We start from the raw sequence: 22,233 nt of genomic DNA on the forward strand, positions 1-22,233 counted from the left end.
TGTATTAATCTTCCTTGCGAAAACCTAAGTTCATATCAGTGAGCTTTTCTTGGATTTCATCAAGTGATTTCCGACCGAGATTACGCACTTTCATCATGTCAGCTTCAGTGCGATCTGTTAGTTCAACAATAGTGTTGATACCGGCCCGTTTGAGACAATTATACGAGCGAACAGATAAGTCCAAATCTTCAATTGGAGCAGAGTCCGATGCACTAGCAGCAACAGGTTCTGCTTCAACCATAACATTGGCTTCAGCTGCTACTGGAGAAATATCCATAAACAAACCAAGATGTTCTGCTAGAATTTTAGCACCTAAACTTAATGCATCACTAGGTTTGATAGAACCGTTAGTCCAAATATCAAAAGTGAGCTTATCATAATCGTCACGTGCACCGATACGTGTGTTTTCTACTTGGTAGTTCACACGCTCGATAGGTGTATAAATCGAATCAACAGCTAAAACACCAATTGGCATTTCATCACGTAATTTTTTATTTTCATCAGCTGACGTGTATCCGCGGCCTTTTACTGCCGTGACTGTCATATGCAATGATTTACCAGCTGCTACTGTAGCAATATGCAAATCTGGGTTCAAAACTTCCACATCTGCGCCACCTTGTAAATCAGCAGCTGTAACGTCCGCTGGCCCTTGAATATCAATTTCAAGAGAACGTTCATCATCTGAGTCAATTGCCAACACAACTTTCTTGAGATTCAAGATAATTTGTGTGACATCTTCAACAACGCCGTCCACAGTTGAAAACTCATGGACTACGCCATCAATTTGTACCGTATTAACGGCTGCGCCAGGAAGCGAAGACAACAAGATACGACGCAAAGAATTACCAAGTGTCGTACCATATCCACGCTCAAGAGGCTCTACAACAAATTTGCCGTAGCGGGCGTCCTCCTCGATGTTATGAATATTTGGCTTTTCAAATTCAATCATCTGTAAATTCTTACCCCTTCTTTCACAGCAAGAGCAATGAAATTCAATTAAACACGACGACGCTTTGGTGGGCGTGATCCGTTATGGGGAACTGGTGTAACATCTTTGATTGATGTAACATCTAAGCCAGCTGCTGCCAAAGCACGGATAGCTGATTCACGACCTGAACCAGGACCCTTAACAGTAACTGCAACTGTGCGCATATTCATTTCCATGGCACTTTTAGCTGCAGCTTCAGCTGCCATTTGAGCAGCAAAAGGTGTTGACTTACGGCTTCCCTTGAAACCAAGTGCACCAGCTGATGACCAAGCAACCGCGTTACCTTGAACATCAGTAATCATGACGATAGTATTGTTGAACGTTGAATGGATATGTGCTACACCAGATTCAATATTCTTTTTTACACGACGCTTACGCGTTGTACGACCTGCCATTAGTTTGCCTCCTTTTCAATACTTGTTTATAATTTCTCGGGTTAACATTTGTTAACCAACATTACACAACTTTGGTTGCGATAATCATTTGTCATACCGATGAGGATACAACTAGAAAAAGTAAAAGATTACTTCTTCTTTCCAGCAATTGCCTTAGCTGGGCCTTTACGTGTACGAGCGTTGTTCTTCGTGTTTTGTCCACGAACGGGCAAGCCCTTACGATGACGAATGCCTCGGTAAGATGCAATTTCTTGCAATGATTTAATATCAAGTGATATCTTTCGACGCAAATCACCTTCCAATTGCAAGTTTAACTTGTCAACTGTTGCACGAATGGCGTCTTCTTGGTCAGAAGTTAGATCGCGTACGCGAACATCTTCAGACACACCAGCTTCAGCCAAGATTGTTTGTGCAGTTGTATTACCAATTCCGTAGATGTAAGTTAAGCCAATGACAATTCGCTTGTCACGTGGCAAATCTATACCTGCTATACGAGCCATAACAATTTACCTCCTTTTTAATTTTGAAAATGACAATTATGTCTTTATTCAATCAATTTTTAAAACACGCGAAATTTATTTTCCAGCGCGTTGCTTATGCTTAGGGTTAGCAGAACAAATGATCATAGTTCGACCATTACGCTTGATAACACGGCAAGCATCACACATCTTTTTAACTGATGGGCGTACTTTCATAATCTATTCCTCCTATTCGGTTAACTGATTATTATCTTTTACTCATCGGAAACGATAAGTAATACGACCCTTCGTTAAGTCGTATGGTGACATTTCAACAGTAACGCGATCACCAGGCAAGATACGAATAAAATTCTTTCGAATTTTTCCTGATACATGCGCTAGAATCACAGCACCATTTTCTAGTTCTACTTGGAACATAGCATTTGGCAAAGTTTCTTTTACTTTACCTTCGATTTCAATGACATCGTTGGCCACGCACTTAACCTCCTGTGCTTATAATGTTTACATTGCTGATATAAGTGCTTAACCTATCAAATTATACCAGAAAATCTGGTATCTCTCAACAACGTTGTTCTAAACAACTAATTAATTATTATAAGTTATCCAAAACTTCCTTAACATCATGATACACATCAGTAAGTTCACGACCGCCATCGATTGTGTGCAACACACCAACTTTTTGGTAATAGTCCACCAAAGGCAAGTTAGCTGCTTTATTGACCTCTAAACGATTGTCAATAACTTCGGGTGTATCATCTGCACGACCACGACCTAAAAGTCGATCGCGCAATAATGAATCAGCAACTTCAAAGTATAATGTTGCTGAGATAGATTTCCCGTTCTCAGATAAGTATTTATCTAAGAAAACTGCTTGGGCTTCATTTCGTGGGTATCCATCCAGCATAAAACCAGCTTCAACATCTTGTTGACTTAAACGATCAGCAACCATTGCGTTCGTGATTTCATCAGGAACCAAATCTCCAGCGTCCATAAACTGGCGCGCCTTTTTTCCTAGTTCTGTATTCTCAGCCAAGTTAGCACGGAAAATATCTCCTGTGCTAATATGGACAATAGAATAATCTTCCACGATAAAGTCTGCCTGTGTGCCTTTACCAGCACCTGGCAAACCTAACAAAATCAAGTTTTTAGCCATTGATTGCCTCCCGAGTTGTTAACTGATCTTTTGTAATAAACCCAACATAATTCTTTTTTTGCATCAATCCATCAATTTGACGAATCAAATCCAAAGCAACACCTATTGAAATCAATAGGCTTGTGCCACCGAGACCAATTTTTTCATTTAGTCCCCACACATCTGATGCAATTAGTGGAACCAAAGCAACGACACCTAAGAAAATTGAACCCACAAAACTTAAATTCAATAATAATTTAGAAACAAATGCTTTGGTTTCTGCACCTGGACGAACACCAACGATATATGCGCCTTGCTTTTGTAAGTTTTCGGACAATTTATCTGGATTAACTTGAACAAAGGCATAGAAATATGTGAATACAACAATCAACACTGTATATAAAATTGCACCAGGCAAAGTTGTCATACTAAATATTTGTTGCATCACTTGATACCACTGCGCTGAAGCATATTTATCTTGGAAGGCTAGCATGACTGTTTGCGGTGTACTAATAAACGATGAAGCAAATATAACCGGTATGACACCCGAAACGTTTACTTTTAAAGGTAAATACGCTTCAGTTCCATATGATGTTGCTGAACGCGTATATTGCATTTGTAAACGACGTGTTCCTTCGTAAGACCATGTCGTAAACGCTACAACCAAAATCATCGCTATAACTAATACAACTACAAAAATTGACCCATTTAGAATATCACTACTGTTAGCCTGAAGAATATTTTCTTTGAAAATTTCATAAAAACCTTCTGGGGCTTGCGAGATGATACCCGCAAAAATAATCATTGAAACGCCGTTACCTAAGCCTTTCTCAGTGATCATTTCACCTAGCCACATTGCAAAAAATGTTCCAATAGTCATAACAGAGCCGATAACAATAAATGACATCACACTATTAGTTTGACTAACTAAGCCATAAGACGATAGAGAGTTAAACCCTGCTGTGATACCAACGGATTGAACAAAAGCAAGAATGAGTGTCAGCCACCGTGTTGCATTGTTCAACTTTCGGCGGCCAACTTCACCTTGCTTACTCCATTCGACAAAGCGAGGCACGATATCTAATTGCAAGAGTTGTACAATAATTTGTGCTGTCACGTATGGTGACACACCCATTGCGAACAACGAATAGTTTGTCAAGCCACCACCAGAAAAGATGTTCAAAATGTTCATTAATCCGGAGTTAGCCATTTCAGACATAGCGGCAGGGTTGACACCTGGCACAGTAATGTGTGTTCCAATTCTATAAACGAACAGAATAAAAAATGTCCACCCTAACTTTTTTCGAATGTCTTTTTCACGAACTGCATTAAATAACGTGCTAAGCATTAAAGTACCTCAGTTGACCCACCAGCTTGTTCAATTGCGGCAACTGCTGCTGCAGAGAACTTATGTGCCTTAACAGTCAACTTCTTTTCAAGCTGACCAACAGCCAAAATCTTGATACCAGACTTTTGATTTTTAACAATTCCATTTTCAATCAAAAGTACTGGGGTAATTTCTGTACCATCATCAAAGCTGTTCAACTTTTCCAAGTTAACAACTGCGTATTCTTTACGTGAAATGTTAGTAAATCCACGCTTTGGAATACGACGGTACAAAGGCATTTGACCACCTTCAAATCCCAAACGTACTTTTCCACGAGCCTTTTGACCCTTTTGACCACGTCCGGATGTCTTACCGTTTCCAGATGATGTACCACGACCAACACGGTTACGTACATGACGTGAGCCGGCAGCTGGTTGTAATTCATTCAAATTCATCTTTCGGTACCTCCTGTTTTAATTGTGTAATTACTTAACTTCTTCAACGCTAACTAAGTGTGCAATATGGAAAATTGCACCACGTGTAGCTTCGTTGTTAGGCTTCACCACTGAACTAGATACGCGGCCAAGTCCAAGTGACTTAACAATCGCGCGTTGCTTAGGTAAGCGATGAACCGCACTCTTAATCAAAGTGATTTTCAAATCAGCCATTTTATCGCTCCTTATTCAGCTAAGTGTTCCAAAGAAACACCACGCAACTTTGCAACGCCTTCGGCATCCTTTAAGCTCGTAAGAGCATCAAAAGTTGCACGAATAACGTTAACTGGTGTTGATGATCCAAGTGACTTTGCAGTCACATCGGCGATACCTGCAAGTTCCATCACAGAACGTGCAGCTCCACCAGCGGCAACACCAGATCCTTCTTCGGCGGGCTTAACCAAAATTTTACCGCCACCCCATTCACCAAGGACTTCATGAGGAATAGTCGTACCAACTGTTGGTACGGTGATTAACTTACGCTTCGCATCTTCAACAGCTTTGCGAATTGCTTCAGGAACTTCTTGCGCTTTACCAGTACCAAAGCCAACGTGTCCTTGCTTATCGCCAACAACAACTAATGCTGCAAAACGTAAACGACGACCACCTTTAACAACCTTGGTAACACGGTTAATAGCAACAACGTTTTCTTCTAATTCACCAAGTGACTTAGGATTAACGAATTCAACCATTTTTATACTCCTCCTTTCCTTTAGAACTTCAATCCGTTTTCACGGGCTGATTCTGCTAATGCTTGAATACGTCCGTGATAAACATAACCACCACGATCGAAAACAACTTCTTCGATGTTTGCAGCCTTACCACGTGAGGCAATCAATTCACCAACTTTAACCGCTTGTTCTGTCTTTGATCCCTTTACTTCGGCATCATGACTTGAGGCACTTGCTAGCGTTACACCCGCTACGTCATCAATTAATTGAGCGTAGATGTTTGCATTAGAACGGAAAACGTTCAAACGTGGGCGAGCAGCAGTACCAGAGATTTTTCCACGAACGCGCTTGTGACGCTTTACGCGGAGCTTATTCTTATCTGGTTTTGAAATCATAGCTGTGCTTTCCTTTTCTTATGGCGTATGCCATTTTAAGTTTATTATTAATGAAATTTTGTAAAATGCAAAGTAATTGCTTACTTTCCAGTCTTACCTTCCTTACGACGAACAACTTCACCCTCGTAACGAATTCCCTTACCTTTATAAGGTTCAGGTGAACGTACGGCACGGATTTCAGCTGCCAAATCGCCGACTTTTTGCTTTGAGATACCTGAAATCTTAATTGTCAAAGCATCGGGTACTTCAACAGTTAATTCTTCACGTTCCTCAAAATCAACAGGGTGTGAATAACCAACGTTCAAAGTCAATTTTGAACCTGACTTTGATGCACGGTATCCAACTCCGACAAGCTTCAATGTCTTAGTGAAACCTGCAGATACACCTTCGACCATATTTGCAACATTGGCACGTGTAGTACCATGCAAAGCTCTGGTTTTACTGTCATCACTACTACGACTGAAAGAAACTTCATTTCCTTCAATAGTCATTGTAATGGCTGAAACGATTTCACGTGACAATTCACCTTTAGGTCCCTTAACTGTTACAACAGCACCTTCTTGAGATACAGTTACATCAGCAGGTAATGTGATTGCTTTATTTCCAATACGGCTCATGGTAAGTCTCCTTTCTTAGATATATTACCAAACGTAAGCGACTACTTCGCCACCGACTTGCTTAGAACGTGCTTCTTTGTCAGTGATAACACCGGCAGAAGTTGAGATAATAGCAATTCCCAAACCGTTCAAAACTCTTGGCAAATCTTCAGCCTTAGCATACTTACGCAAGCCTGGCTTAGAGATACGTTGAATTCCTGTAATCACACGATTACGGTCTTCTCCATACTTAAGAAATACACGGATAACACCTTGCTTGTTATCATCTATGTATTCAAAATCACGGATAAAACCTTCTGATTTCAAAATTTCAGCGATGCTCTTTTTAATTTTTGATGCTGGAGCTTCAACCACTTCGTGACGTGCCAAATTGGCATTACGAATGCGAGTCAAAAAATCAGCAATTGGATCAGTCATAGACATCTATCGATATCCTCCTTTTAATTTTGAACGTAATCATACAAAATGACACGCTCTTAACTATTATAGACTATTTAGGTCAATAACAGTTAAAAACGCGTCACTCTTTTCGAGTAACAACATTTTTATTCACTAATTACTTAGTAAATGGCATTCCCATTTGTGTCAACAATTCACGACCTTCTTCGTCGTTTTGTGCTGTTGTAACAATAACAATGTCTAAACCACGTACACGGTTAACTTTGTCAAAGTCGATTTCAGGGAAAATTAATTGTTCACGAATTCCCAAAGTGTAGTTACCACGACCATCAAAAGCCTTTGATGACACACCACGGAAATCACGAACACGAGGTAATGAAATATTGATCAACTTGTCTAAAAAGTCATACATACGTTCTCCACGTAGTGTAACCTTTGTTCCGATTGACATACCTTCACGCAAACGGAAACCAGCGATTGACTTCTTTGCCTTTGTGATAACTGGTTGTTGACCAGAGATCAACTTCAATTCTTCAACCGCTTCATCCAAGTTCTTTGAGTTTGAAACTGCATCACCAACACCCATATTCAAGACAATCTTGTCAATCTTTGGGGCTTGCATTGATGACTTAAAGTTAAACTTTTCGATCAAAGCAGGTTGAACTTCATTAACATATTTTTCTTTTAAAGCATTAGCCATGAAAATGATTTCACCTTTCGATATTTAGCCTAGTACGTTACCAGACTTTTTAGATACGCGAACTTTCTTGCCATCTTCTACTTTGAATCCAACACGTGTTGGTTCATTAGTTGAAGGGTCAAGCAATTGCACGTTAGAAACATGGATAGGTGCTTCGATATCGATAACACCACCTTGTGGATATTCGTTAGAAGGCTTTTGATGCTTCTTAACGATGTTCACGCCTTCGACAACGACGCGATCTTTTCCAGCAACAGTCTTAGTGATTGTGCCTTCTTTTCCCTTATCTTTGCCGGCAATGACGCGAACCTTATCACCTGTTTTTACAAACATGATTTGGCTCCTCCTTGTCAGTATTAGAGCACTTCTGGTGCTAATGAAACGATACGCATATAGTCGTTATCACGCAATTCACGTGCAACGGGACCAAAAATACGTGTACCTACTGGTGACTTGTCGTCCTTCACGATAACAGCGGCGTTTTCATCAAAATTGATGTATGAGCCATCTGCACGACGAACGTCAGAAACAGTACGAACGATAACAGCCTTAATGACGTCACCCTTCTTTACGTTACCACCAGGGATAGCTTGCTTAACTGTGGCAACAATCATGTCACCCACACCAGCAAACTTACGGCCTGAACCACCGAGCACTTTAATCGTTAAGATTTCACGTGCGCCAGAGTTGTCAGCCACTTTTAAACGACTCTCTTGTTGAATCATGGTTCTTCCTCCTTGTTAGCAATTAATTACGACGATTTAGTCGATCTATTAAAGGACAACTGCCTCTTCAACGATCTTGACCAAACGGAAGTGCTTAGTTGCAGACAAAGGACGAGTTTCCATAATTTGAACAAGGTCACCTTGCTTGGCAACATTCTTTTCATCATGGGCCTTAAACTTTTTTGTATACTTAACACGCTTACCATAAACGGCATGGTTTACATAAGTATCAACAGCAACAGTGATTGTCTTGTCCATTTTATCTGAAACAACACGTCCTTGGTAAACCTTACGAGCATTACGTTCTTCACTCATTTTTCAGCTTCTTCCTTTCGTCTTATTTGTTGGCGTTTGCCAATTCTTGTGCACGAATAACTGTCTTAACTCGTGCGATGTCCTTACGAACTTGTGCGATACGCGCCGTGTTTTCTAATTGACCAGTAGCCAATTGAAAACGAAGGTTGAATAATTCTTCCTTGAATTCGGCTTCGCGCTTTTGCAAATCCGCAAGTGACAATTCTTTCAATTCACTTGCTTTAGCCATTATTCAGCCTCCCGAGCAATAATCTTTGTACGTACAGGCAACTTGTGTTGTGCCAAACGTAATGCTTCACGTGCAGTTGCTTCAGGAACACCTGCAACTTCAAACATCACCTTGCCACGTTTAACTGGTTCAACCCAACCTTCGGGTGCACCTTTACCGTTACCCATTCGAACACCGACACCTTTAGATGTATATGACTTATGAGGGAAGATTTTAATCCAAACCTTACCACCACGTTTCATATAACGTGTCATTGCAATACGGGCAGCTTCAATTTGACGGTTAGTAATCCAACTTGAAGTTGTTGCTTGCAAGCCATAATCACCGAATGTTACCGTCTTGCCACCTTTTGCTTCGCCACGCATGTGGCCACGGTGTACACGACGGAACTTAACACGCTTTGGTACTAACATGTTTGCTTCCCTCCTTACTTACTGTTCTTTTTTTGTGGTAATACATCACCACGATAAATCCAAGTCTTGATACCCAAGTTTCCGTAAGCAGTCATTGCTTCATCCCATGAGTAATCAATATCCGCACGCAAAGTATGCAAAGGTACAGTACCTTCAGTGTATTGTTCGATACGTGCAATATCAGCACCATTCAAACGACCTGAAACCATAACCTTGATACCCTTAGCACCTGAACGAGTAGCACGTTGAATAGCACCACGCATAGCACGACGGAAAGCCACACGACGTTCCAAATCACCAGCGATTTGTTGTCCAACTAGATGTGCACTCAAATCCGGCTTTTTGATTTCTACAATATTGATGAATACGCGCTTTGAACGACCTTTTTCATCTGTATCTGTCAATTTTGCCAATTGTGTACGAAGCTTTTCAACTTCTGAACCACCCTTACCAATAACCATTCCTGGCTTGGCAGTTTGGATAGAAACGTCAACACGTGATTTTGTTGTACGTTCAATTTCAATGCGATCAACTGAGGCATCTGCTAAGTTTTTCTCGATATACTTACGAATACGTAAATCTTCGTGAAGTTGGTTAGCATAGTCAGCCTTATCAGCAAACCACTTTGCATCCCAGTCGCGAATAACGCCGACACGGAATCCAGTAGGGTTAATCTTTTGACCCATTACTTTGCCTCCTTCTCAGCAACCACAATTGTTAGGTGGCTTGTACGCTTGTTAATAGGTGAAGCAGATCCCTTGGCACGAGGACGGAAACGCTTAAGCGTTGGTCCTTCGTTAGCAAAGGCTTCCTTCACAATAAGATCTTCTCGGTCTAATGAGAAGTTGTTTTCAGCATTAGCAACTGCTGAGTTCAAAACCTTGTAAATATCTTCTGTAGAAGTATTAGGTAGGAACTTCAAAATTGCGTATGCTTCGTTAACGCTCTTACGGCGAATAGTGTCAAGAACTAGGCGTGCCTTACGTGGGGCAACGCGGACGATCTTAGCAGTCGCGCGAGCTGATGTAACTTGTTCAGCCATTTTTCACTTCCTCCTTATTTACCAGTCTTTTTATCGTCGTTCTTGTGTCCCTTGAACGTACGAGTTGGTACGAATTCACCTAACTTGTGACCGACCATATCTTCTTGCACATAAACTGGAACGTGCTTGCGACCATCATAAACGGCAATTGTAAAGCCGATGAAGCTTGGGAAGATTGTTGAACGACGTGACCAAGTCTTGATCACTGATTTCTTTTCAGAATCAACTTGCGCTTCAATCTTCTTAAGCAAGTGTGGGTCCGCAAATGGTCCCTTTTTTAAACTACGAGCCATTAGTTGTCTCCTTTCCCTTACTTACTCTTACGACCGCGAACGATAAACTTTGTTGAAGCCTTCTTCTTATCGCGAGTCTTCTTACCGGCAGTCTTCTTACCCCATGGTGACATAGGACTTGGACGACCAACTGGCGCTTTACCTTCACCACCACCGTGTGGGTGATCGTTAGGGTTCATAACTGATCCACGAACATGTGGACGCTTTCCACGCCAACGGTTACGACCAGCCTTACCCCAGTTAATCAAAGAATGTTCTGCATTACCCACTTCACCGATTGTTGCACGGTTTGTAGCTAATACCAAACGAACTTCACCTGAAGTCAAACGAACGATGATATATTTACCATCACGTCCCAAAATTTGTGCTGATGCACCAGCTGAACGAGCCAATTGTCCACCCTTACCAGGCTTCAATTCGATATTGTGAATCAAAGTACCTTCAGGAATAGCACTTAATGGCAAGGCATTGCCGGGCTTGATGTCGGCATCAGGACCAGATTGAACTTTGTCGCCAACCTTCAATCCTTTTGGCGCCAAGATATATGACTTGATACCATCTTCGTATACTAACAAAGCAATGTTAGCAGTACGATTTGGATCATATTCGATAGCTTTTACAGTCGCTGTCTTGTCATCTTTAGTACGCTTGAAGTCTACAATACGGTAGGCTTGCTTATGTCCACCAGCATGGTGGCGAACTGTCATACGACCAGATGCATTACGTGCACCAGTCTTTGACTTTTTGGCCAACAAACTCTTTTCGGGCGTTGTCTTCGTGATTTCAGCGAAATCTGAAGTCGTCATATTACGACGTCCGGCAGAAGTTGGCTTATAACTCTTGATAGCCAATGTCTTATCCTCCTATTTTAGATTAACCTTCGTTAAAGATTTGAATATCTTTTGAATCTTTTGACAACGTAACGGTTGCCTTCTTTAATTTACGTGTGTAACCAACATAACGGCCTTGGCGCTTTTTCTTACCACGGACGTTTGCAGTGTTCAAACCAGAAACTTTAACTTCAAAGATTTCTTCGATAGCTTTTTTTATTTCAGGCTTTGTTGCGCGTGTATCAACTTCGAAGACATAACGCTTACGTTCTGTTTGCGCCATTGAAGCTTCGGTGATGATAGGGCGACGGATAATATCGCGTGCATCCATTAGGCAAGACCTCCTTGGATTTCTTCGATTGATGATTGAACAACCACCAGCTTATCTGCATTAACAACATCAAGAACGTTGATACCCTTTGTTGTCATAACTTGAACATTTGTCAAGTTACGTGCTGACAAGATTGCGTTTTCGTTGTCTTCATCAACAACTACTAATGTCTTTGTGTCAGCTGACAAATTTGCCAAAACTTTCTTAAAGTCTTGTGTCTTTGGTGCTTCAAATGACAAAGCATCAACAACTACTAATTTGTTATCAGCGACTTTTTGTGACAAAACTGACTTTAATGCCAATTGGTAAGCCTTACGGTTAATACGGTAAGCATATGAACGAGGTGTAGGTCCGAAGACAATTCCACCACCACGGAACTGAGGTTCACGAATTGAACCGGCACGTGCACGACCAGTACCCTTTTGCTTCCAAGGCTTACGTCCGCCACCAGAAACCGCAGAACGGTTCTTAACAGCATGTGTACCTTGACGCAATGATGCACGTTGCATCAATACTGCATCAGTGATAACGGCGTTGTTAGGTTCGATGGCGAATACTGCATCATTTAATTCGATTTCAGTAGTTTGACTACCATCTTGCTTTAATACAGCAACTTTAGTCATGATTGATTGTTCTCCTTTCTAATAGTTTATATTAAGCTTCTTCTGAGTTAGCAGCAGATGCAGATGCATTAGCCATCTTAACTTCAGGATGCTTTGCGTTTACTTTTACAGTTGATTTAATAGTCAAAAGTGATTTGTTAGCACCAGGTACATTGCCCTTCAAAAGTAACAAGTTGTTTTCAACATCAACATGGACAATAGCAATATTTTGCATTGTTCGCTTATTATTTCCCATACGTCCTGGCAAAAGCTTACCCTTAAATACGCGGTTAATAATAGCACCCATTGAACCAGGGCGACGGTGGTAACGAGAACCGTGAGTCATAGGACCACGAGACTGTCCCAAACGCTTAATAGCACCTTGGAAACCATGTCCCTTTGTGATTCCGGTTACGTCGACGTATTCACCTGCTTGGAATGTGTCAACCTTAATTTCATCCCCAACGTTAAATTCGTCTCCCGCATTGCGGATTTCACGAATGTAGCGCTTAGGGGTCGTGTTTGCTTTTGAAGCGTGACCTTGTTCAGGTTTATTTGACAAAACTGTGCGCTTGTCTTGGTAACCAAGTTGAATAGCACTATATCCGTCTGTTTCTGCATTTTTAACTTGCAAAACGACGTTTGGTGTTGCTTCAACAGCAGTCACGGCGATCAATTCACCAGATTCTGTAAAAACCTGAGTCATACCGACTTTGCGGCCTAAGATACCTTTAGTCATGACTAATCTCCTTAAATATTTTTAATGTGTTTGTCTCAATGAGACATGAAGTTATATTCCGTTTGGATTACAACTTGATTTCGATTGCAACACCTGATGGCAATTCTAGCTTACGCAATGCGTCAACTGTCTTGTCAGTAGGGTTCACAATGTCAATCAAACGCTTATGCGTGCGCATTTCGAATTGTTCGCGACTATCCTTGTGCTTATGTGGTGAACGTAAAATTGTATACAATGTACGTTCAGTTGGTAGCGGAATAGGACCAGCAATTTCTGCGCCCGTACGCTTAGCTGTTTCAACAATCTTTTCTGCTGATTGGTCTAAGATACGGTGTTCGTATGCCTTTAAACGGATACGGATCTTCTTTTGTGCCATTATTTCATGCCTCCTCGTTGATTTTGTAAATCAGCTAACTTCGATTAAAAACCGACAACACTGCTTGTGTTTTGCGCGCCCATGGCAACGCGGCCGCGCGTGTCGCAACCTTAATCATCATCGCTAAACATTGATACACTAGGCTTTCGGTAGGTTTTTACTACTACTGTTCCAAAAGCGTACTTAAATATAATAACAGAAAAACCCGTGCATAGCAAGGGTTTTTCTGTTATTATTTAAAATTTAATTTTGATACTTTTCAGCCACAAATTAATTCTTAAATTACTGCTTGCTTATCGTTGTGTCATTTTGAACTCTAAGAAAGCGTCATTATATTTTTCTGTCCATTTCTGACCTAAGTCATCATATGTTTGTAAATGACTAACTGTTTTTGCATCAGGGTAAAACTGCCTATCACCACGAATAGATTTAGGCAACAATGCTAACGCCTTTTTATTAGGCGTCGCATACCCTATATACTCAGCATTTTGTGCAGCATTTTTCGGCTCACTCATAAAATTCAGAAAAGCGTACGCTGCTGTTTTATGCTTCGCATTCTTAGGCATGACAATATTATCGAACCATAAATTAGAGCCTTCACTAGGCACAACATAATGTAAGTGAGGATTTTTATCCATTGCTTCGGCTGCTTCTCCGGAGTATGTAACAGCTATTGCAGCTTCATCTTGTGCCATATACATTTTTATTTCATCGGCAATAATTGCCTTAACATTTGGCATCAGGGTTGTTAACTTTCCTTGCGCGGCAGCCAAATCTGCCTCAGATTTATCATTAACCGGTTTGCCTTGCGTAATCAAAGTAATACCAAGAACATCACGTGCTGAATCAATCAGCATAATCTGATTTCTGAACTTTGGAGACCACAAATCATCCCAGTGCTGGACATCTTTTGCTTGAACGTACTTATCATTATATATAATGCCCAATGTTCCCCAAAAATATGGCACGGAATATTTATTCCCCTTATCAAAAGTTTGATTCAGAAAACGACTATCATAATTTTTTAAACCTGTTAGTTTACGATGATCGAGTGGCTGTAGCAAATGATCCGCCTTCATTTTTTCAATCATATATTCTGAAGGGACTGCTAAGTCATATGACGTACTGCCCTGCTTTATTTTCATATACATCGCTTCATTAGAATCAAACGTTTCATAACTAACCTTATACCCCGTCTCTTTGGTAAATTTTTTCAACAGTGACGGATCAATATAGTCTCCCCAGTTGTAAAGGTTTAAAACCTTACCATCCTTATCTCCAGTACCAGTTTGTGACGAGAAATAACGCTGTGCACTAAAAAGCAATGCTACAATCACTAATATTACCATAATGCCAGATAATAATTTTTTCATATCACAACCCTTCTGTAGCTGGCATAACTAAACGGGTCCCAGCACGTTTTTTTCCTTTAGATGATCGTTTCGATATAACATAATAAACAAGTACCAGTAATAGGGAAACCAGAAACATCATCGCCGACAACGCATTTATCTCTAGGCTGACCCCTTGACGGGCACGAGAATATATTTCCACTGATAAAGTTGAGAAACCATTACCCGTTACGAAAAAGGTTACAGCAAAGTCATCTAATGAATAAGTAAATGCCATGAAAAAGCCTGCAAGGATACCTGGCGATATGACAGGTAACACAACACGTGCTAACATCTGCCAGTTGTTAGCGCCAAGATCTTTTGCTGCAGTAACTAATGATGGATTCATTTCTTGTAAACGTGGTAAAACCATTAACACAACAATAGGTATACTAAACGCAATATGCGAAAGTAAGACTGATGTAAAACCAAGTGTAAAACCAATAACTGTGAATAATATCAAAAATGAAGCACCAATAATAACATCTGGAGAAACAAGTAAAATGTTATTCAACGACAAAAAAATGTTCTTAATCAACTGATTATGTTGATTATAAATAAATAATGCACCAGCAGTACCGATAATACTAGCCAAAAGAGAAGAGAGCAAGGCCACCAAAAAAGTATTAACAACAATTTCTAAAATGCGTGTATCTACAAACAATTCCACATAGTGTTTCCACGAAAAGCCGTCCCACCCCTGCATTACGTCGCCAGCATTAAACGAATAAACAATCAGAAAGAAGATAGGTAAATACAACAGGACGAATACAAAAACTAAATATAAGTTGGACCATTTAAATTTTCCCTTCATTATTACACTACCTCACTTTCTTATATTTTTACGCACACGGTCACGTGTTAAAATCATCGTAACAATCATGGCTACAATTAAGATAACACCAATAGTAGATCCAAGTTGCCAATTTTGTGTAACCAAAAAATGCTCTTCGATTGCTGTTCCCAACGTAATGACTCGATTACCACCAATTAAGCGTGTAATCATAAATAGCGACAAACTGGGAATAAATACTGCTTGAATCCCCGCTTTAACACCCGGCATTGATAACGGAAAAATGACATAACGTAAGGTTTGCCATTTATTAGCCCCAAGATCATGGCTAGCCTGAGATAATCTTGGATCTATTTCAGCTAATGAATTAAAAATGGGGAGAATCATAAATGGAATTTCGATATACGCTGCCACAAGTAAGAAACTCCAATCCGAAAATAGCAATTGTTGCGGAGCTACACCCCAAAAAGATATGAAACTATTTACAGTACCAGTCTTAGATAATAGCCCAATAAATGCGTATGTTTTTAACAGTAGATTAATCCATGTGGGTAATATAACCAACAACAACCAGAATTGCTTCTGTTTGAGCTGATTTAGTAAATACGCAGTTGGATAACTAATAACCAACGTAATTACAGTAATCAAAAATGCATACCACACAGAATTGAACGTCATCCGCAGATAGGTACCACTACCAAAGTAAGCACCATAATTCCCTAGCGTAAAGTGCCCATTGCTTGTTGTAAATGATTGAAACAGCATCAGCATTAATGGTGCAATAACAAACAATAATAGCCATATACCATACGGAACAATATAAAATATCTGACGTTGTTGTTTAGCTTTCATCATCATCCTCATAGCTCTCTAAACGTGCATCAAAGTCGTCTTCTGATTCGTTAAAGCGCATAATATGAATATCCTCGGGATCAAATGTCAATCCAACTCTTGCGCCCATCGTTGCCGAATTAGTTGCTTGCACTTGCCATTCGTTACCATCATCATCAATTGCTGTGATTTCATAGTAATCTCCACGGAAAGACTGATCTTCAATGGTAACGATAAGTTTCCCATTTTCAATCGTTGTTAAGTCCAAATCTTCCGGACGTAACACAACCTCTACTCTCTCGTTTGTTCGCATACCAGCATCGACATTCTCAAAATCTTTACCTACAAAATGGACGACGTAATCTTGTTTCATAATACCGTCAACAATGTTACTTTCACCAATAAAATCAGCTACAAAATGGTTGATAGGCTCATCGTAAATATCCTCTGGTGATCCATTTTGCTGAATAACGCCATCATTCATCACAAATATCCAATCAGACATAGCCAGTGCTTCTTCTTGGTCATGCGTCACGAACACAAAAGTAATACCCAAGCGTTGTTGGATTTCACGCAGTTCATATTGCATACTTTTACGTAACTTATAATCTAACGCAGACAAAGGTTCATCAAGCAATAAAACTTCTGGATCATTGGCCAATGCACGTGCAATTGCAACACGTTGTTGTTGTCCACCAGACAGTTCATCAATGTCTCGCTCAGAAAAATCGCCTAATTTAACTAAATCAAGCATGCTTTTAACTTTGTTCTTAATCTCTGTTTTATTCATGCCTTTCAGAGTTGGTCCAAATGCCACATTGTCAAAAACATTCATATTTGGGAATAGCGCGTAGTTCTGAAATACTGTATTCACTTTACGCTTTTCTGCAGGAACATTATTTACACGTTTACCTTCAAACAGTATGTCACCTGAATCAGCCGTTAATTGTCCTGAAATCAATTTTAAGATTGTTGATTTCCCCGAACCAGATGGTCCCAATAATGTATAAAATTTTCCAGTCTCAATTTCCAAATCAATATTGTTCAAAACATGAGTGTCTCCAAAAGACAAATCAACTTGATTAAAAGCAATAATAGGTACTTGTTTTTCACTCACTCGCTCATCCTCGAATCTTTTCAATAGAATACATTTTACACTAAATATAAAAACAAAAAAAGCGCCATGACTTGCGCTTAATAAAGAATTTTATCCTGTTTTTCAACAACTAAAATTGATACAGTCATCAAAATAAATAATACGATTAAAACAATGACTTGTGGCAACCAAGAATGAAACCAACTGTAGGCATAACCAAATATCAATGGACCAGTAGCTGCTAATAAATACCCACCACTTTGTGCCATACCAGATAACTGCGCTGTTTGTTCCGCACTACTTGTTTTCAAGCTGAAAGTCGTCATTAAGTATGGAAACAATGCCGACGTTCCAATACCAATCAGTAAGTTAACAATTAGCCAGTATATAAATGTGCCTTGAGGATGTAATAATAGTACATAACCTAATGTTCCTAATATTGAAAAAATTCCGACACCCCACTGACGTTGCTTACTGTTAAGCCGCGCTACAATTGTTGGTACTAATAAAGCAAAAGGCAATCCTATCAATGAATTTAGTCCAGCAAACATACTAGCAGTAGCCGATGACAATCCTGTCTGCACAGCCATGGTAGGCCCCCAAGCCAACTGTACATAAAACATCATTGACTGTAGTCCACTAAAAATAAGCAACAGCCAAGCATACTTGTTACGCCAAATATTTGGTTTGATTGTAGGCACACTTCTCACTTTGAAAGTTGTTTGATCTGCTTTAGTAAAAGTATAGTTTGGTAGCCAAACGAATAACGCGAGTATGAGCAATAAGGTCACCAAAATTATGAATACATGCCAACCAGTAACAGCTGTAATTGGCGCTGATAATGCTGCCCCTAGCGCTGTTGCTAGCATCATACTGAAGGTAAAAACAGATGTCATAAACCCTACTTTATTAGGAAAATATGTCCGAATGACACTTGGCAGCAAAACATTCATATGAGCAATGGCAATGCCGACAAATATCGTTCCAATATATAAAAAAGGTGTATTTAATATTCGGATAAACGATCCAATAATAAGTAGCCCCAGCATGAATGTGAATGCACGTTCTAATCCCAACTTTTGCGCTACTCGTGGTGCAAAAACTGAAAAAACGGCAAATGATAATAATGGAATTGTCGTTAAAGTACCTAAACTAGCAACCGGAACATGCAAATCACGGGCAATAGTGCCCATTATCGGTGGTATTGATGTAAAAGGTAAACGCAGCACCATACCAACGACAATTATTCCCGGTACTAAAAATTTACTATGAGATTTAATATTGTTGTACATTTTATTTTTCCTATCAAAACGGCGTCACTCAATATGAGTGACGCCGTTTATACTGAACCATCTGTCAGTTAAATATTTAAATAATAGAATTAATCTTCTTGACCATGTGTCTTGATAATTTCTTCTTGAATGTTCTTAGGAACAGCTTCATAATGATCAAATACCATCTGGAATGTACCACGACCTTGCGTAGCTGAACGCAAAGTAGTTGCATAACCAAACATTTCTGACAAAGGAACCTTGGCCTTAACAGCCAAAACAGGTCCACGTGATTCTTGACCTTCGATCATACCACGGCGAGCTGAGACATGTCCCATAACATCACCAAGGTTATCTTCAGGTGCAACAATATCAACAGCCATGATAGGTTCAAGAATAACCGCACCAGCTGTCTTTGCAGCTTCCTTCAAAGCCAATGACGCAGCAATCTTAAAGGCAGCTTCACTAGAATCGACATCGTGATATGAACCATCATACAGCTTAGCCTTCAAATCAACTAATGGGAATCCAGCCAAAGGACCAGCATTTAATGCATCCTTCAAACCAGCTTCAACTGAAGGAATGTATTCACGTGGCACAACACCACCAACAATGGCATCTTCGAACTCAAAGCCAGCACCTTCTTCGTTTGGTGCGAATTCAATATAAACATCACCATATTGACCCTTACCACCAGACTGACGCTTGAAGAATCCACGAGCTTGAACTGTCTGCGTGAACGCTTCACGATAGGCAACCTGAGGTGCACCAACGGTTGCTTCAACGTTAAACTCACGACGCATACGATCAACCATGATATCCAATTGCAATTCACCCATTCCAGCAATCAACGTTTGACCAGTTTCTTGGTTTGTTGTTGCTCGGAATGATGGATCTTCTTCAGCTAACTTTTGAATAGCATTTGACAGCTTGTCTTGGTCAGCTTTTGTCTTTGGCTCAATAGCTAATTCAATAACAGGTTCTGGGAATTCCATTGATTCAAGAACTAATTGATGACTAACATCTGTTAATGAATCACCTGTTGTTGTGTTCTTCAAACCAATCGCAGCTGCGATATCACCTGAAAATACTTCTTCGATTTCGGTACGTGAAGTCGCATGCATTTGTAGCAAACGACCAACACGTTCACGAGTATCAGAAGACGTGTTTTGTACGTATGAACCAGACTTCAAAGTACCAGTATACACACGCATAAATGTCAAACGACCAACGAATGGATCGGTCATGATTTTGAATGCCAAAGCAGCAAATGGCTTTGAATCATCAGCAATCAAGTCAACTTCTTCATCCGTCTTTGGATCGTTAGCGATATATGGCTTAACGTCCAAAGGTCCTGGCAAGTAGTCAACAACCGCATCCAACATCATTTGGACACCCTTATCCTTATAGGCAGAACCTGCAAGAACTGGGTAGAATTGCAATGCCAAAGTAGCACGACGAATTGCAGCTTTTAATTCTTCGATTGAAATATCTTCACCTTCAAGATATTTTTCCATCAAATCATCATCAACATCGGCAACAGCTTCAATCAATGTATTACGCTTTTCTTCTGCTAATTCCTTTAATTCTGCAGGAATTTCGCGTGGTGCCCACTTTTCTCCCAAATCATCTTCAGGATAATATGCTTCTTGTGTAATCAAGTCGATGACGGCTTCAAAGTCGTCTTCGGCACCAATTGGCCATTGAATGGCTTCAGCATTAACTTGCAAACGTTCGTGGATTGAATCCACTGACATTTGGAAATCAGCACCCATCTTATCCATCTTATTGACGAATACAATACGTGGTACATCATATGTTGTTGCTTGACGCCAAACTGTTTCAGTTTGTGGTTCAACCCCAGCAGCACCATCCAAAACCGCTACGGCACCATCCAAAACGCGTAATGCACGTTCAACTTCGATTGTAAAATCAACGTGTCCTGGTGTATCGATAATGTTAACACGATAAGGTGTCTTAGCGAATTGATCAAAGAAACCGTGCCATACAGCTGTTGTAGCAGCTGATTGGATAGTAATTCCACGTTCCTTTTCTTGTTCCATGAAATCCATTTGTGAAGCACCATCATGTGTTTCACCAATTTTGTGAATTTTACCTGTATAGTACAAGATACGTTCAGTAGTCGTCGTCTTACCCGCATCAATATGGGCCATGATTCCGATATTACGTGTACGTTCTAGTGGGTATTCACGTTTTGCCATTGTGAGTTATCTCCTGGTTTAGTTCTATATGCAACAAAAAGCGACACTTAATTGTGTTCGCTTTTTGATGGTGCTTGTGTGTGACAAACACCATCTATGACAATTGTACACTATCTGTATAACAAAGGTAGCATTATCTACTAACCTTAGTACCAAATTTTTACCAACGGTAGTGTGCAAATGCACGGTTCGCTTCGGCCATCTTATGTGTGTCTTCACGCTTCTTAACAGATGCACCAGTATCATTGGCAGCATCCATAATTTCTTTAGCTAAGCGTTCGTCCATTGTATGTTCGTTACGCAAACGTGAGTAGTTCACCAACCAACGTAGTCCCAATGTTGAACGACGGTCTGGGCGTACTTCGATTGGCACTTGGTAGTTAGAACCACCAACACGACGTGCCTTAACTTCCAACACTGGCATAATGTTTTCCATAGCTTGTTCGAAAACTTCTAATGGATCGTTACCAGTTGTTTCCTTGATACGATCAAAAGCATCGTACAAGATTGTTGAAGCTGTACCACGCTTACCATCAAGCATCAACTTGTTGATCAAACGTGAAACGAGCTTTGAGTTGTAAATTGGGTCAGGTAAAATTTCCTGACGCTTAGTATAACCTTTACGTGGCATTAGTCAGTCTCCTTTTTACTTCTTTGGTGCCTTTGTACCATACTTTGAACGTGATGTCATGCGACCATCAACGCCGGCAGTATCCAAAGCTCCACGGATAATGTGATAACGTACACCAGGAAGATCCTTAACACGACCACCGCGAATCAAAACAACAGAGTGTTCTTGCAAGTTGTGACCAATTCCTGGGATATATGCTGTTACTTCATACAAGTTTGAAAGACGCACACGAGCGTACTTACGCAAAGCTGAGTTAGGCTTCTTAGGTGTCATTGTACCAACACGGGTAGCAACACCACGCTTTTGTGGCGCAGCATTATTAGTGGCTTTCTTCTTCATTGAGTTGTAGCCAAAGTTCAAAGCAGGTGATTTTGACTTAGAAACATTTGACTTACGTGGCTTACGAACCAATTGGTTAATTGTAGGCATGCTACAGTCTCCTTTAATTTTTCATTAATATCACAGAACCAGGTGTATCATTTTGAAGATTTTCAAAAGTTATTCAC

General features: G+C 40.2%; 35 protein-coding genes. All 35 read right to left on the reverse strand.

The features are described from left to right. Positions 1 to 4 precede the first annotated feature (4 nt). The 35 genes from ESZ47_RS05980 to rpsL all read right to left on the reverse strand — a co-directional run bounded on the left by ESZ47_RS05980 (position 5) and on the right by rpsL (position 22,156). Positions 5 to 949, reverse strand: coding sequence for a DNA-directed RNA polymerase subunit alpha (locus tag ESZ47_RS05980; protein ID WP_148605635.1), 945 nt, complete (start codon positions 947 to 949; stop codon positions 5 to 7). Positions 950 to 996: 47 nt separating this feature from the next. Next, positions 997 to 1,383: a 30S ribosomal protein S11 gene (gene rpsK / locus ESZ47_RS05985; protein ID WP_148605637.1), complete on the reverse strand. Its 387-nt coding sequence runs from the start codon at positions 1,381 to 1,383 to the stop codon at positions 997 to 999. Between the two features lie 128 nt (positions 1,384 to 1,511). After that, complete coding sequence (rpsM, locus tag ESZ47_RS05990; RefSeq protein WP_148605639.1) at positions 1,512 to 1,883, reverse strand: 30S ribosomal protein S13; 372 nt, start codon at positions 1,881 to 1,883, stop codon at positions 1,512 to 1,514. Positions 1,884 to 1,958: 75 nt separating this feature from the next. After that, complete coding sequence (gene rpmJ, locus ESZ47_RS05995; RefSeq protein WP_002816013.1) at positions 1,959 to 2,078, reverse strand: 50S ribosomal protein L36; 120 nt, start codon at positions 2,076 to 2,078, stop codon at positions 1,959 to 1,961. 42 nt (positions 2,079 to 2,120) lie between these two features. Next, entirely contained in the window at positions 2,121 to 2,336 is a 216-nt protein-coding gene (infA, locus tag ESZ47_RS06000) for a translation initiation factor IF-1 (RefSeq protein WP_002816015.1), read from the reverse strand. Between the two features lie 118 nt (positions 2,337 to 2,454). Then, positions 2,455 to 3,015 (reverse strand): adenylate kinase, encoded by a 561-nt coding sequence (locus ESZ47_RS06005; RefSeq protein WP_148605640.1) that lies wholly within the window; start codon positions 3,013 to 3,015, stop codon positions 2,455 to 2,457. Next, positions 3,008 to 4,342 (reverse strand): preprotein translocase subunit SecY, encoded by a 1,335-nt coding sequence (gene secY / locus ESZ47_RS06010; protein ID WP_148605642.1) that lies wholly within the window; start codon positions 4,340 to 4,342, stop codon positions 3,008 to 3,010. Before secY ends, ESZ47_RS06005 begins: the two co-directional genes overlap by 8 nt. Continuing rightward, positions 4,342 to 4,776: a 50S ribosomal protein L15 gene (gene rplO / locus ESZ47_RS06015; RefSeq protein WP_148605644.1), complete on the reverse strand. Its 435-nt coding sequence runs from the start codon at positions 4,774 to 4,776 to the stop codon at positions 4,342 to 4,344. The genes secY and rplO overlap by 1 nt, the downstream gene beginning before the upstream one ends. A gap of 30 nt (positions 4,777 to 4,806) precedes the next feature. After that, positions 4,807 to 4,989, reverse strand: coding sequence for a 50S ribosomal protein L30 (rpmD, locus tag ESZ47_RS06020; protein WP_072612951.1), 183 nt, complete (start codon positions 4,987 to 4,989; stop codon positions 4,807 to 4,809). Between the two features lie 11 nt (positions 4,990 to 5,000). Further along, positions 5,001 to 5,507, reverse strand: coding sequence for a 30S ribosomal protein S5 (gene rpsE, locus ESZ47_RS06025; protein ID WP_148605646.1), 507 nt, complete (start codon positions 5,505 to 5,507; stop codon positions 5,001 to 5,003). A 20-nt stretch (positions 5,508 to 5,527) separates the two neighbouring features. After that, positions 5,528 to 5,881 carry a 50S ribosomal protein L18 gene (rplR, locus tag ESZ47_RS06030; protein WP_148605648.1) on the reverse strand — a complete coding sequence of 118 codons (354 nt, stop codon included), beginning with the start codon at positions 5,879 to 5,881 and terminating at the stop codon, positions 5,528 to 5,530. 80 nt (positions 5,882 to 5,961) lie between these two features. After that, positions 5,962 to 6,498 (reverse strand): 50S ribosomal protein L6, encoded by a 537-nt coding sequence (gene rplF, locus ESZ47_RS06035; protein ID WP_148605650.1) that lies wholly within the window; start codon positions 6,496 to 6,498, stop codon positions 5,962 to 5,964. Between the two features lie 24 nt (positions 6,499 to 6,522). Further along, the gene (gene rpsH, locus ESZ47_RS06040; RefSeq protein WP_148605651.1) at positions 6,523 to 6,921 is read right to left on the reverse strand and encodes a 30S ribosomal protein S8; all 399 of its coding nucleotides are present in this window, start codon (positions 6,919 to 6,921) and stop codon (positions 6,523 to 6,525) included. A 133-nt stretch (positions 6,922 to 7,054) separates the two neighbouring features. Next, a complete protein-coding gene (gene rplE, locus ESZ47_RS06045; RefSeq protein ID WP_148605653.1) occupies positions 7,055 to 7,597 on the reverse strand; it encodes a 50S ribosomal protein L5 in 543 nt (180 codons plus the stop codon). A 24-nt stretch (positions 7,598 to 7,621) separates the two neighbouring features. After that, positions 7,622 to 7,930 carry a 50S ribosomal protein L24 gene (rplX, locus tag ESZ47_RS06050; protein WP_002816025.1) on the reverse strand — a complete coding sequence of 103 codons (309 nt, stop codon included), beginning with the start codon at positions 7,928 to 7,930 and terminating at the stop codon, positions 7,622 to 7,624. A 23-nt stretch (positions 7,931 to 7,953) separates the two neighbouring features. Further along, positions 7,954 to 8,322: a 50S ribosomal protein L14 gene (gene rplN, locus ESZ47_RS06055; RefSeq protein WP_002816026.1), complete on the reverse strand. Its 369-nt coding sequence runs from the start codon at positions 8,320 to 8,322 to the stop codon at positions 7,954 to 7,956. 48 nt (positions 8,323 to 8,370) lie between these two features. Next, entirely contained in the window at positions 8,371 to 8,637 is a 267-nt protein-coding gene (gene rpsQ, locus ESZ47_RS06060) for a 30S ribosomal protein S17 (protein ID WP_148605655.1), read from the reverse strand. A 22-nt stretch (positions 8,638 to 8,659) separates the two neighbouring features. Continuing rightward, positions 8,660 to 8,866, reverse strand: a complete 207-nt coding sequence (gene rpmC, locus ESZ47_RS06065) for a 50S ribosomal protein L29 (protein WP_002816028.1) — start codon at positions 8,864 to 8,866, stop codon at positions 8,660 to 8,662. Then, complete coding sequence (gene rplP, locus ESZ47_RS06070; protein ID WP_148605657.1) at positions 8,866 to 9,279, reverse strand: 50S ribosomal protein L16; 414 nt, start codon at positions 9,277 to 9,279, stop codon at positions 8,866 to 8,868. Before rplP ends, rpmC begins: the two co-directional genes overlap by 1 nt. A gap of 14 nt (positions 9,280 to 9,293) precedes the next feature. Continuing rightward, entirely contained in the window at positions 9,294 to 9,965 is a 672-nt protein-coding gene (rpsC, locus tag ESZ47_RS06075; RefSeq protein ID WP_002816031.1) for a 30S ribosomal protein S3, read from the reverse strand. Further along, positions 9,965 to 10,321, reverse strand: coding sequence for a 50S ribosomal protein L22 (gene rplV, locus ESZ47_RS06080; protein ID WP_002816032.1), 357 nt, complete (start codon positions 10,319 to 10,321; stop codon positions 9,965 to 9,967). Before rplV ends, rpsC begins: the two co-directional genes overlap by 1 nt. Before the next feature lie 14 nt (positions 10,322 to 10,335). Next, the gene (rpsS, locus tag ESZ47_RS06085) at positions 10,336 to 10,614 is read right to left on the reverse strand and encodes a 30S ribosomal protein S19 (RefSeq protein WP_002816034.1); all 279 of its coding nucleotides are present in this window, start codon (positions 10,612 to 10,614) and stop codon (positions 10,336 to 10,338) included. Between the two features lie 17 nt (positions 10,615 to 10,631). After that, positions 10,632 to 11,465 carry a 50S ribosomal protein L2 gene (rplB, locus tag ESZ47_RS06090; protein ID WP_002816035.1) on the reverse strand — a complete coding sequence of 278 codons (834 nt, stop codon included), beginning with the start codon at positions 11,463 to 11,465 and terminating at the stop codon, positions 10,632 to 10,634. Between the two features lie 22 nt (positions 11,466 to 11,487). Further along, complete coding sequence (rplW, locus tag ESZ47_RS06095; RefSeq protein WP_002816036.1) at positions 11,488 to 11,775, reverse strand: 50S ribosomal protein L23; 288 nt, start codon at positions 11,773 to 11,775, stop codon at positions 11,488 to 11,490. Then, a complete protein-coding gene (rplD, locus tag ESZ47_RS06100) occupies positions 11,775 to 12,398 on the reverse strand; it encodes a 50S ribosomal protein L4 (protein ID WP_148605659.1) in 624 nt (207 codons plus the stop codon). The genes rplW and rplD overlap by 1 nt, the downstream gene beginning before the upstream one ends. A gap of 31 nt (positions 12,399 to 12,429) precedes the next feature. Next, a complete protein-coding gene (gene rplC, locus ESZ47_RS06105) occupies positions 12,430 to 13,116 on the reverse strand; it encodes a 50S ribosomal protein L3 (protein ID WP_148605661.1) in 687 nt (228 codons plus the stop codon). A 67-nt stretch (positions 13,117 to 13,183) separates the two neighbouring features. Continuing rightward, the gene (rpsJ, locus tag ESZ47_RS06110; protein ID WP_002816040.1) at positions 13,184 to 13,492 is read right to left on the reverse strand and encodes a 30S ribosomal protein S10; all 309 of its coding nucleotides are present in this window, start codon (positions 13,490 to 13,492) and stop codon (positions 13,184 to 13,186) included. 293 nt (positions 13,493 to 13,785) lie between these two features. After that, a complete protein-coding gene (locus ESZ47_RS06115; RefSeq protein WP_148605663.1) occupies positions 13,786 to 14,865 on the reverse strand; it encodes an ABC transporter substrate-binding protein in 1,080 nt (359 codons plus the stop codon). 1 nt (position 14,866) lies between these two features. Continuing rightward, complete coding sequence (locus ESZ47_RS06120) at positions 14,867 to 15,697, reverse strand: ABC transporter permease (RefSeq protein ID WP_148605665.1); 831 nt, start codon at positions 15,695 to 15,697, stop codon at positions 14,867 to 14,869. Between the two features lie 12 nt (positions 15,698 to 15,709). Beyond that, a complete protein-coding gene (locus tag ESZ47_RS06125) occupies positions 15,710 to 16,531 on the reverse strand; it encodes an ABC transporter permease (protein ID WP_148605746.1) in 822 nt (273 codons plus the stop codon). Continuing rightward, entirely contained in the window at positions 16,518 to 17,624 is a 1,107-nt protein-coding gene (locus tag ESZ47_RS09605) for an ABC transporter ATP-binding protein (RefSeq protein WP_148605666.1), read from the reverse strand. The genes ESZ47_RS06125 and ESZ47_RS09605 overlap by 14 nt, the downstream gene beginning before the upstream one ends. Positions 17,625 to 17,701: 77 nt before the next feature. Continuing rightward, the gene (locus tag ESZ47_RS06135; protein WP_148605668.1) at positions 17,702 to 18,895 is read right to left on the reverse strand and encodes a CynX/NimT family MFS transporter; all 1,194 of its coding nucleotides are present in this window, start codon (positions 18,893 to 18,895) and stop codon (positions 17,702 to 17,704) included. An 89-nt stretch (positions 18,896 to 18,984) separates the two neighbouring features. Beyond that, a complete protein-coding gene (gene fusA, locus ESZ47_RS06140; protein ID WP_148605670.1) occupies positions 18,985 to 21,096 on the reverse strand; it encodes an elongation factor G in 2,112 nt (703 codons plus the stop codon). A gap of 160 nt (positions 21,097 to 21,256) precedes the next feature. Beyond that, complete coding sequence (gene rpsG, locus ESZ47_RS06145; protein ID WP_148605672.1) at positions 21,257 to 21,727, reverse strand: 30S ribosomal protein S7; 471 nt, start codon at positions 21,725 to 21,727, stop codon at positions 21,257 to 21,259. A 15-nt stretch (positions 21,728 to 21,742) separates the two neighbouring features. After that, the gene (gene rpsL / locus ESZ47_RS06150) at positions 21,743 to 22,156 is read right to left on the reverse strand and encodes a 30S ribosomal protein S12 (RefSeq protein ID WP_148605674.1); all 414 of its coding nucleotides are present in this window, start codon (positions 22,154 to 22,156) and stop codon (positions 21,743 to 21,745) included. Positions 22,157 to 22,233: the final 77 nt, after the last annotated feature.

It is taken from the genome of Leuconostoc litchii, assembly GCF_008107645.1.
GTDB classification, from domain to species: domain Bacteria; phylum Bacillota; class Bacilli; order Lactobacillales; family Lactobacillaceae; genus Leuconostoc; species Leuconostoc litchii.

What these genes read in the sequence shown, in the direction of transcription:
- ESZ47_RS05980 (WP_148605635.1), bottom strand. Translation starts at nt 949, where the DNA reads ATGATTGAATTTGAAAAGCCAAATATTCATAACATCGAGGAGGACGCC.
- rpsK (WP_148605637.1), bottom strand. Translation starts at nt 1,383, where the DNA reads ATGGCAGGTCGTACAACGCGTAAGCGTCGTGTAAAAAAGAATATTGAA.
- rpsM (WP_148605639.1), bottom strand. Translation starts at nt 1,883, where the DNA reads ATGGCTCGTATAGCAGGTATAGATTTGCCACGTGACAAGCGAATTGTC.
- rpmJ (WP_002816013.1), bottom strand. Translation starts at nt 2,078, where the DNA reads ATGAAAGTACGCCCATCAGTTAAAAAGATGTGTGATGCTTGCCGTGTT.
- ESZ47_RS06005 (WP_148605640.1), bottom strand. Translation starts at nt 3,015, where the DNA reads ATGGCTAAAAACTTGATTTTGTTAGGTTTGCCAGGTGCTGGTAAAGGC.
- secY (WP_148605642.1), bottom strand. Translation starts at nt 4,342, where the DNA reads ATGCTTAGCACGTTATTTAATGCAGTTCGTGAAAAAGACATTCGAAAA.
- rplO (WP_148605644.1), bottom strand. Translation starts at nt 4,776, where the DNA reads ATGAATTTGAATGAATTACAACCAGCTGCCGGCTCACGTCATGTACGT.
- rpmD (WP_072612951.1), bottom strand. Translation starts at nt 4,989, where the DNA reads ATGGCTGATTTGAAAATCACTTTGATTAAGAGTGCGGTTCATCGCTTA.
- rpsE (WP_148605646.1), bottom strand. Translation starts at nt 5,507, where the DNA reads ATGGTTGAATTCGTTAATCCTAAGTCACTTGGTGAATTAGAAGAAAAC.
- rplR (WP_148605648.1), bottom strand. Translation starts at nt 5,881, where the DNA reads ATGATTTCAAAACCAGATAAGAATAAGCTCCGCGTAAAGCGTCACAAG.
- rplF (WP_148605650.1), bottom strand. Translation starts at nt 6,498, where the DNA reads ATGAGCCGTATTGGAAATAAAGCAATCACATTACCTGCTGATGTAACT.
- rpsH (WP_148605651.1), bottom strand. Translation starts at nt 6,921, where the DNA reads ATGTCTATGACTGATCCAATTGCTGATTTTTTGACTCGCATTCGTAAT.
- rplE (WP_148605653.1), bottom strand. Translation starts at nt 7,597, where the DNA reads ATGGCTAATGCTTTAAAAGAAAAATATGTTAATGAAGTTCAACCTGCT.
- rplX (WP_002816025.1), bottom strand. Translation starts at nt 7,930, where the DNA reads ATGTTTGTAAAAACAGGTGATAAGGTTCGCGTCATTGCCGGCAAAGAT.
- rplN (WP_002816026.1), bottom strand. Translation starts at nt 8,322, where the DNA reads ATGATTCAACAAGAGAGTCGTTTAAAAGTGGCTGACAACTCTGGCGCA.
- rpsQ (WP_148605655.1), bottom strand. Translation starts at nt 8,637, where the DNA reads ATGAGTGAAGAACGTAATGCTCGTAAGGTTTACCAAGGACGTGTTGTT.
- rpmC (WP_002816028.1), bottom strand. Translation starts at nt 8,866, where the DNA reads ATGGCTAAAGCAAGTGAATTGAAAGAATTGTCACTTGCGGATTTGCAA.
- rplP (WP_148605657.1), bottom strand. Translation starts at nt 9,279, where the DNA reads ATGTTAGTACCAAAGCGTGTTAAGTTCCGTCGTGTACACCGTGGCCAC.
- rpsC (WP_002816031.1), bottom strand. Translation starts at nt 9,965, where the DNA reads ATGGGTCAAAAGATTAACCCTACTGGATTCCGTGTCGGCGTTATTCGC.
- rplV (WP_002816032.1), bottom strand. Translation starts at nt 10,321, where the DNA reads ATGGCTGAACAAGTTACATCAGCTCGCGCGACTGCTAAGATCGTCCGC.
- rpsS (WP_002816034.1), bottom strand. Translation starts at nt 10,614, where the DNA reads ATGGCTCGTAGTTTAAAAAAGGGACCATTTGCGGACCCACACTTGCTT.
- rplW (WP_002816036.1), bottom strand. Translation starts at nt 11,775, where the DNA reads ATGGATGCACGCGATATTATCCGTCGCCCTATCATCACCGAAGCTTCA.
- rplD (WP_148605659.1), bottom strand. Translation starts at nt 12,398, where the DNA reads ATGACTAAAGTTGCTGTATTAAAGCAAGATGGTAGTCAAACTACTGAA.
- rplC (WP_148605661.1), bottom strand. Translation starts at nt 13,116, where the DNA reads ATGACTAAAGGTATCTTAGGCCGCAAAGTCGGTATGACTCAGGTTTTT.
- rpsJ (WP_002816040.1), bottom strand. Translation starts at nt 13,492, where the DNA reads ATGGCACAAAAGAAGATCCGTATCCGTTTAAAGGCATACGAACACCGT.
- ESZ47_RS06115 (WP_148605663.1), bottom strand. Translation starts at nt 14,865, where the DNA reads ATGAAAAAATTATTATCTGGCATTATGGTAATATTAGTGATTGTAGCA.
- ESZ47_RS06120 (WP_148605665.1), bottom strand. Translation starts at nt 15,697, where the DNA reads ATGAAGGGAAAATTTAAATGGTCCAACTTATATTTAGTTTTTGTATTC.
- ESZ47_RS06125 (WP_148605746.1), bottom strand. Translation starts at nt 16,531, where the DNA reads ATGATGAAAGCTAAACAACAACGTCAGATATTTTATATTGTTCCGTAT.
- ESZ47_RS06135 (WP_148605668.1), bottom strand. Translation starts at nt 18,895, where the DNA reads ATGTACAACAATATTAAATCTCATAGTAAATTTTTAGTACCGGGAATA.
- fusA (WP_148605670.1), bottom strand. Translation starts at nt 21,096, where the DNA reads ATGGCAAAACGTGAATACCCACTAGAACGTACACGTAATATCGGAATC.
- rpsG (WP_148605672.1), bottom strand. Translation starts at nt 21,727, where the DNA reads ATGCCACGTAAAGGTTATACTAAGCGTCAGGAAATTTTACCTGACCCA.
- rpsL (WP_148605674.1), bottom strand. Translation starts at nt 22,156, where the DNA reads ATGCCTACAATTAACCAATTGGTTCGTAAGCCACGTAAGTCAAATGTT.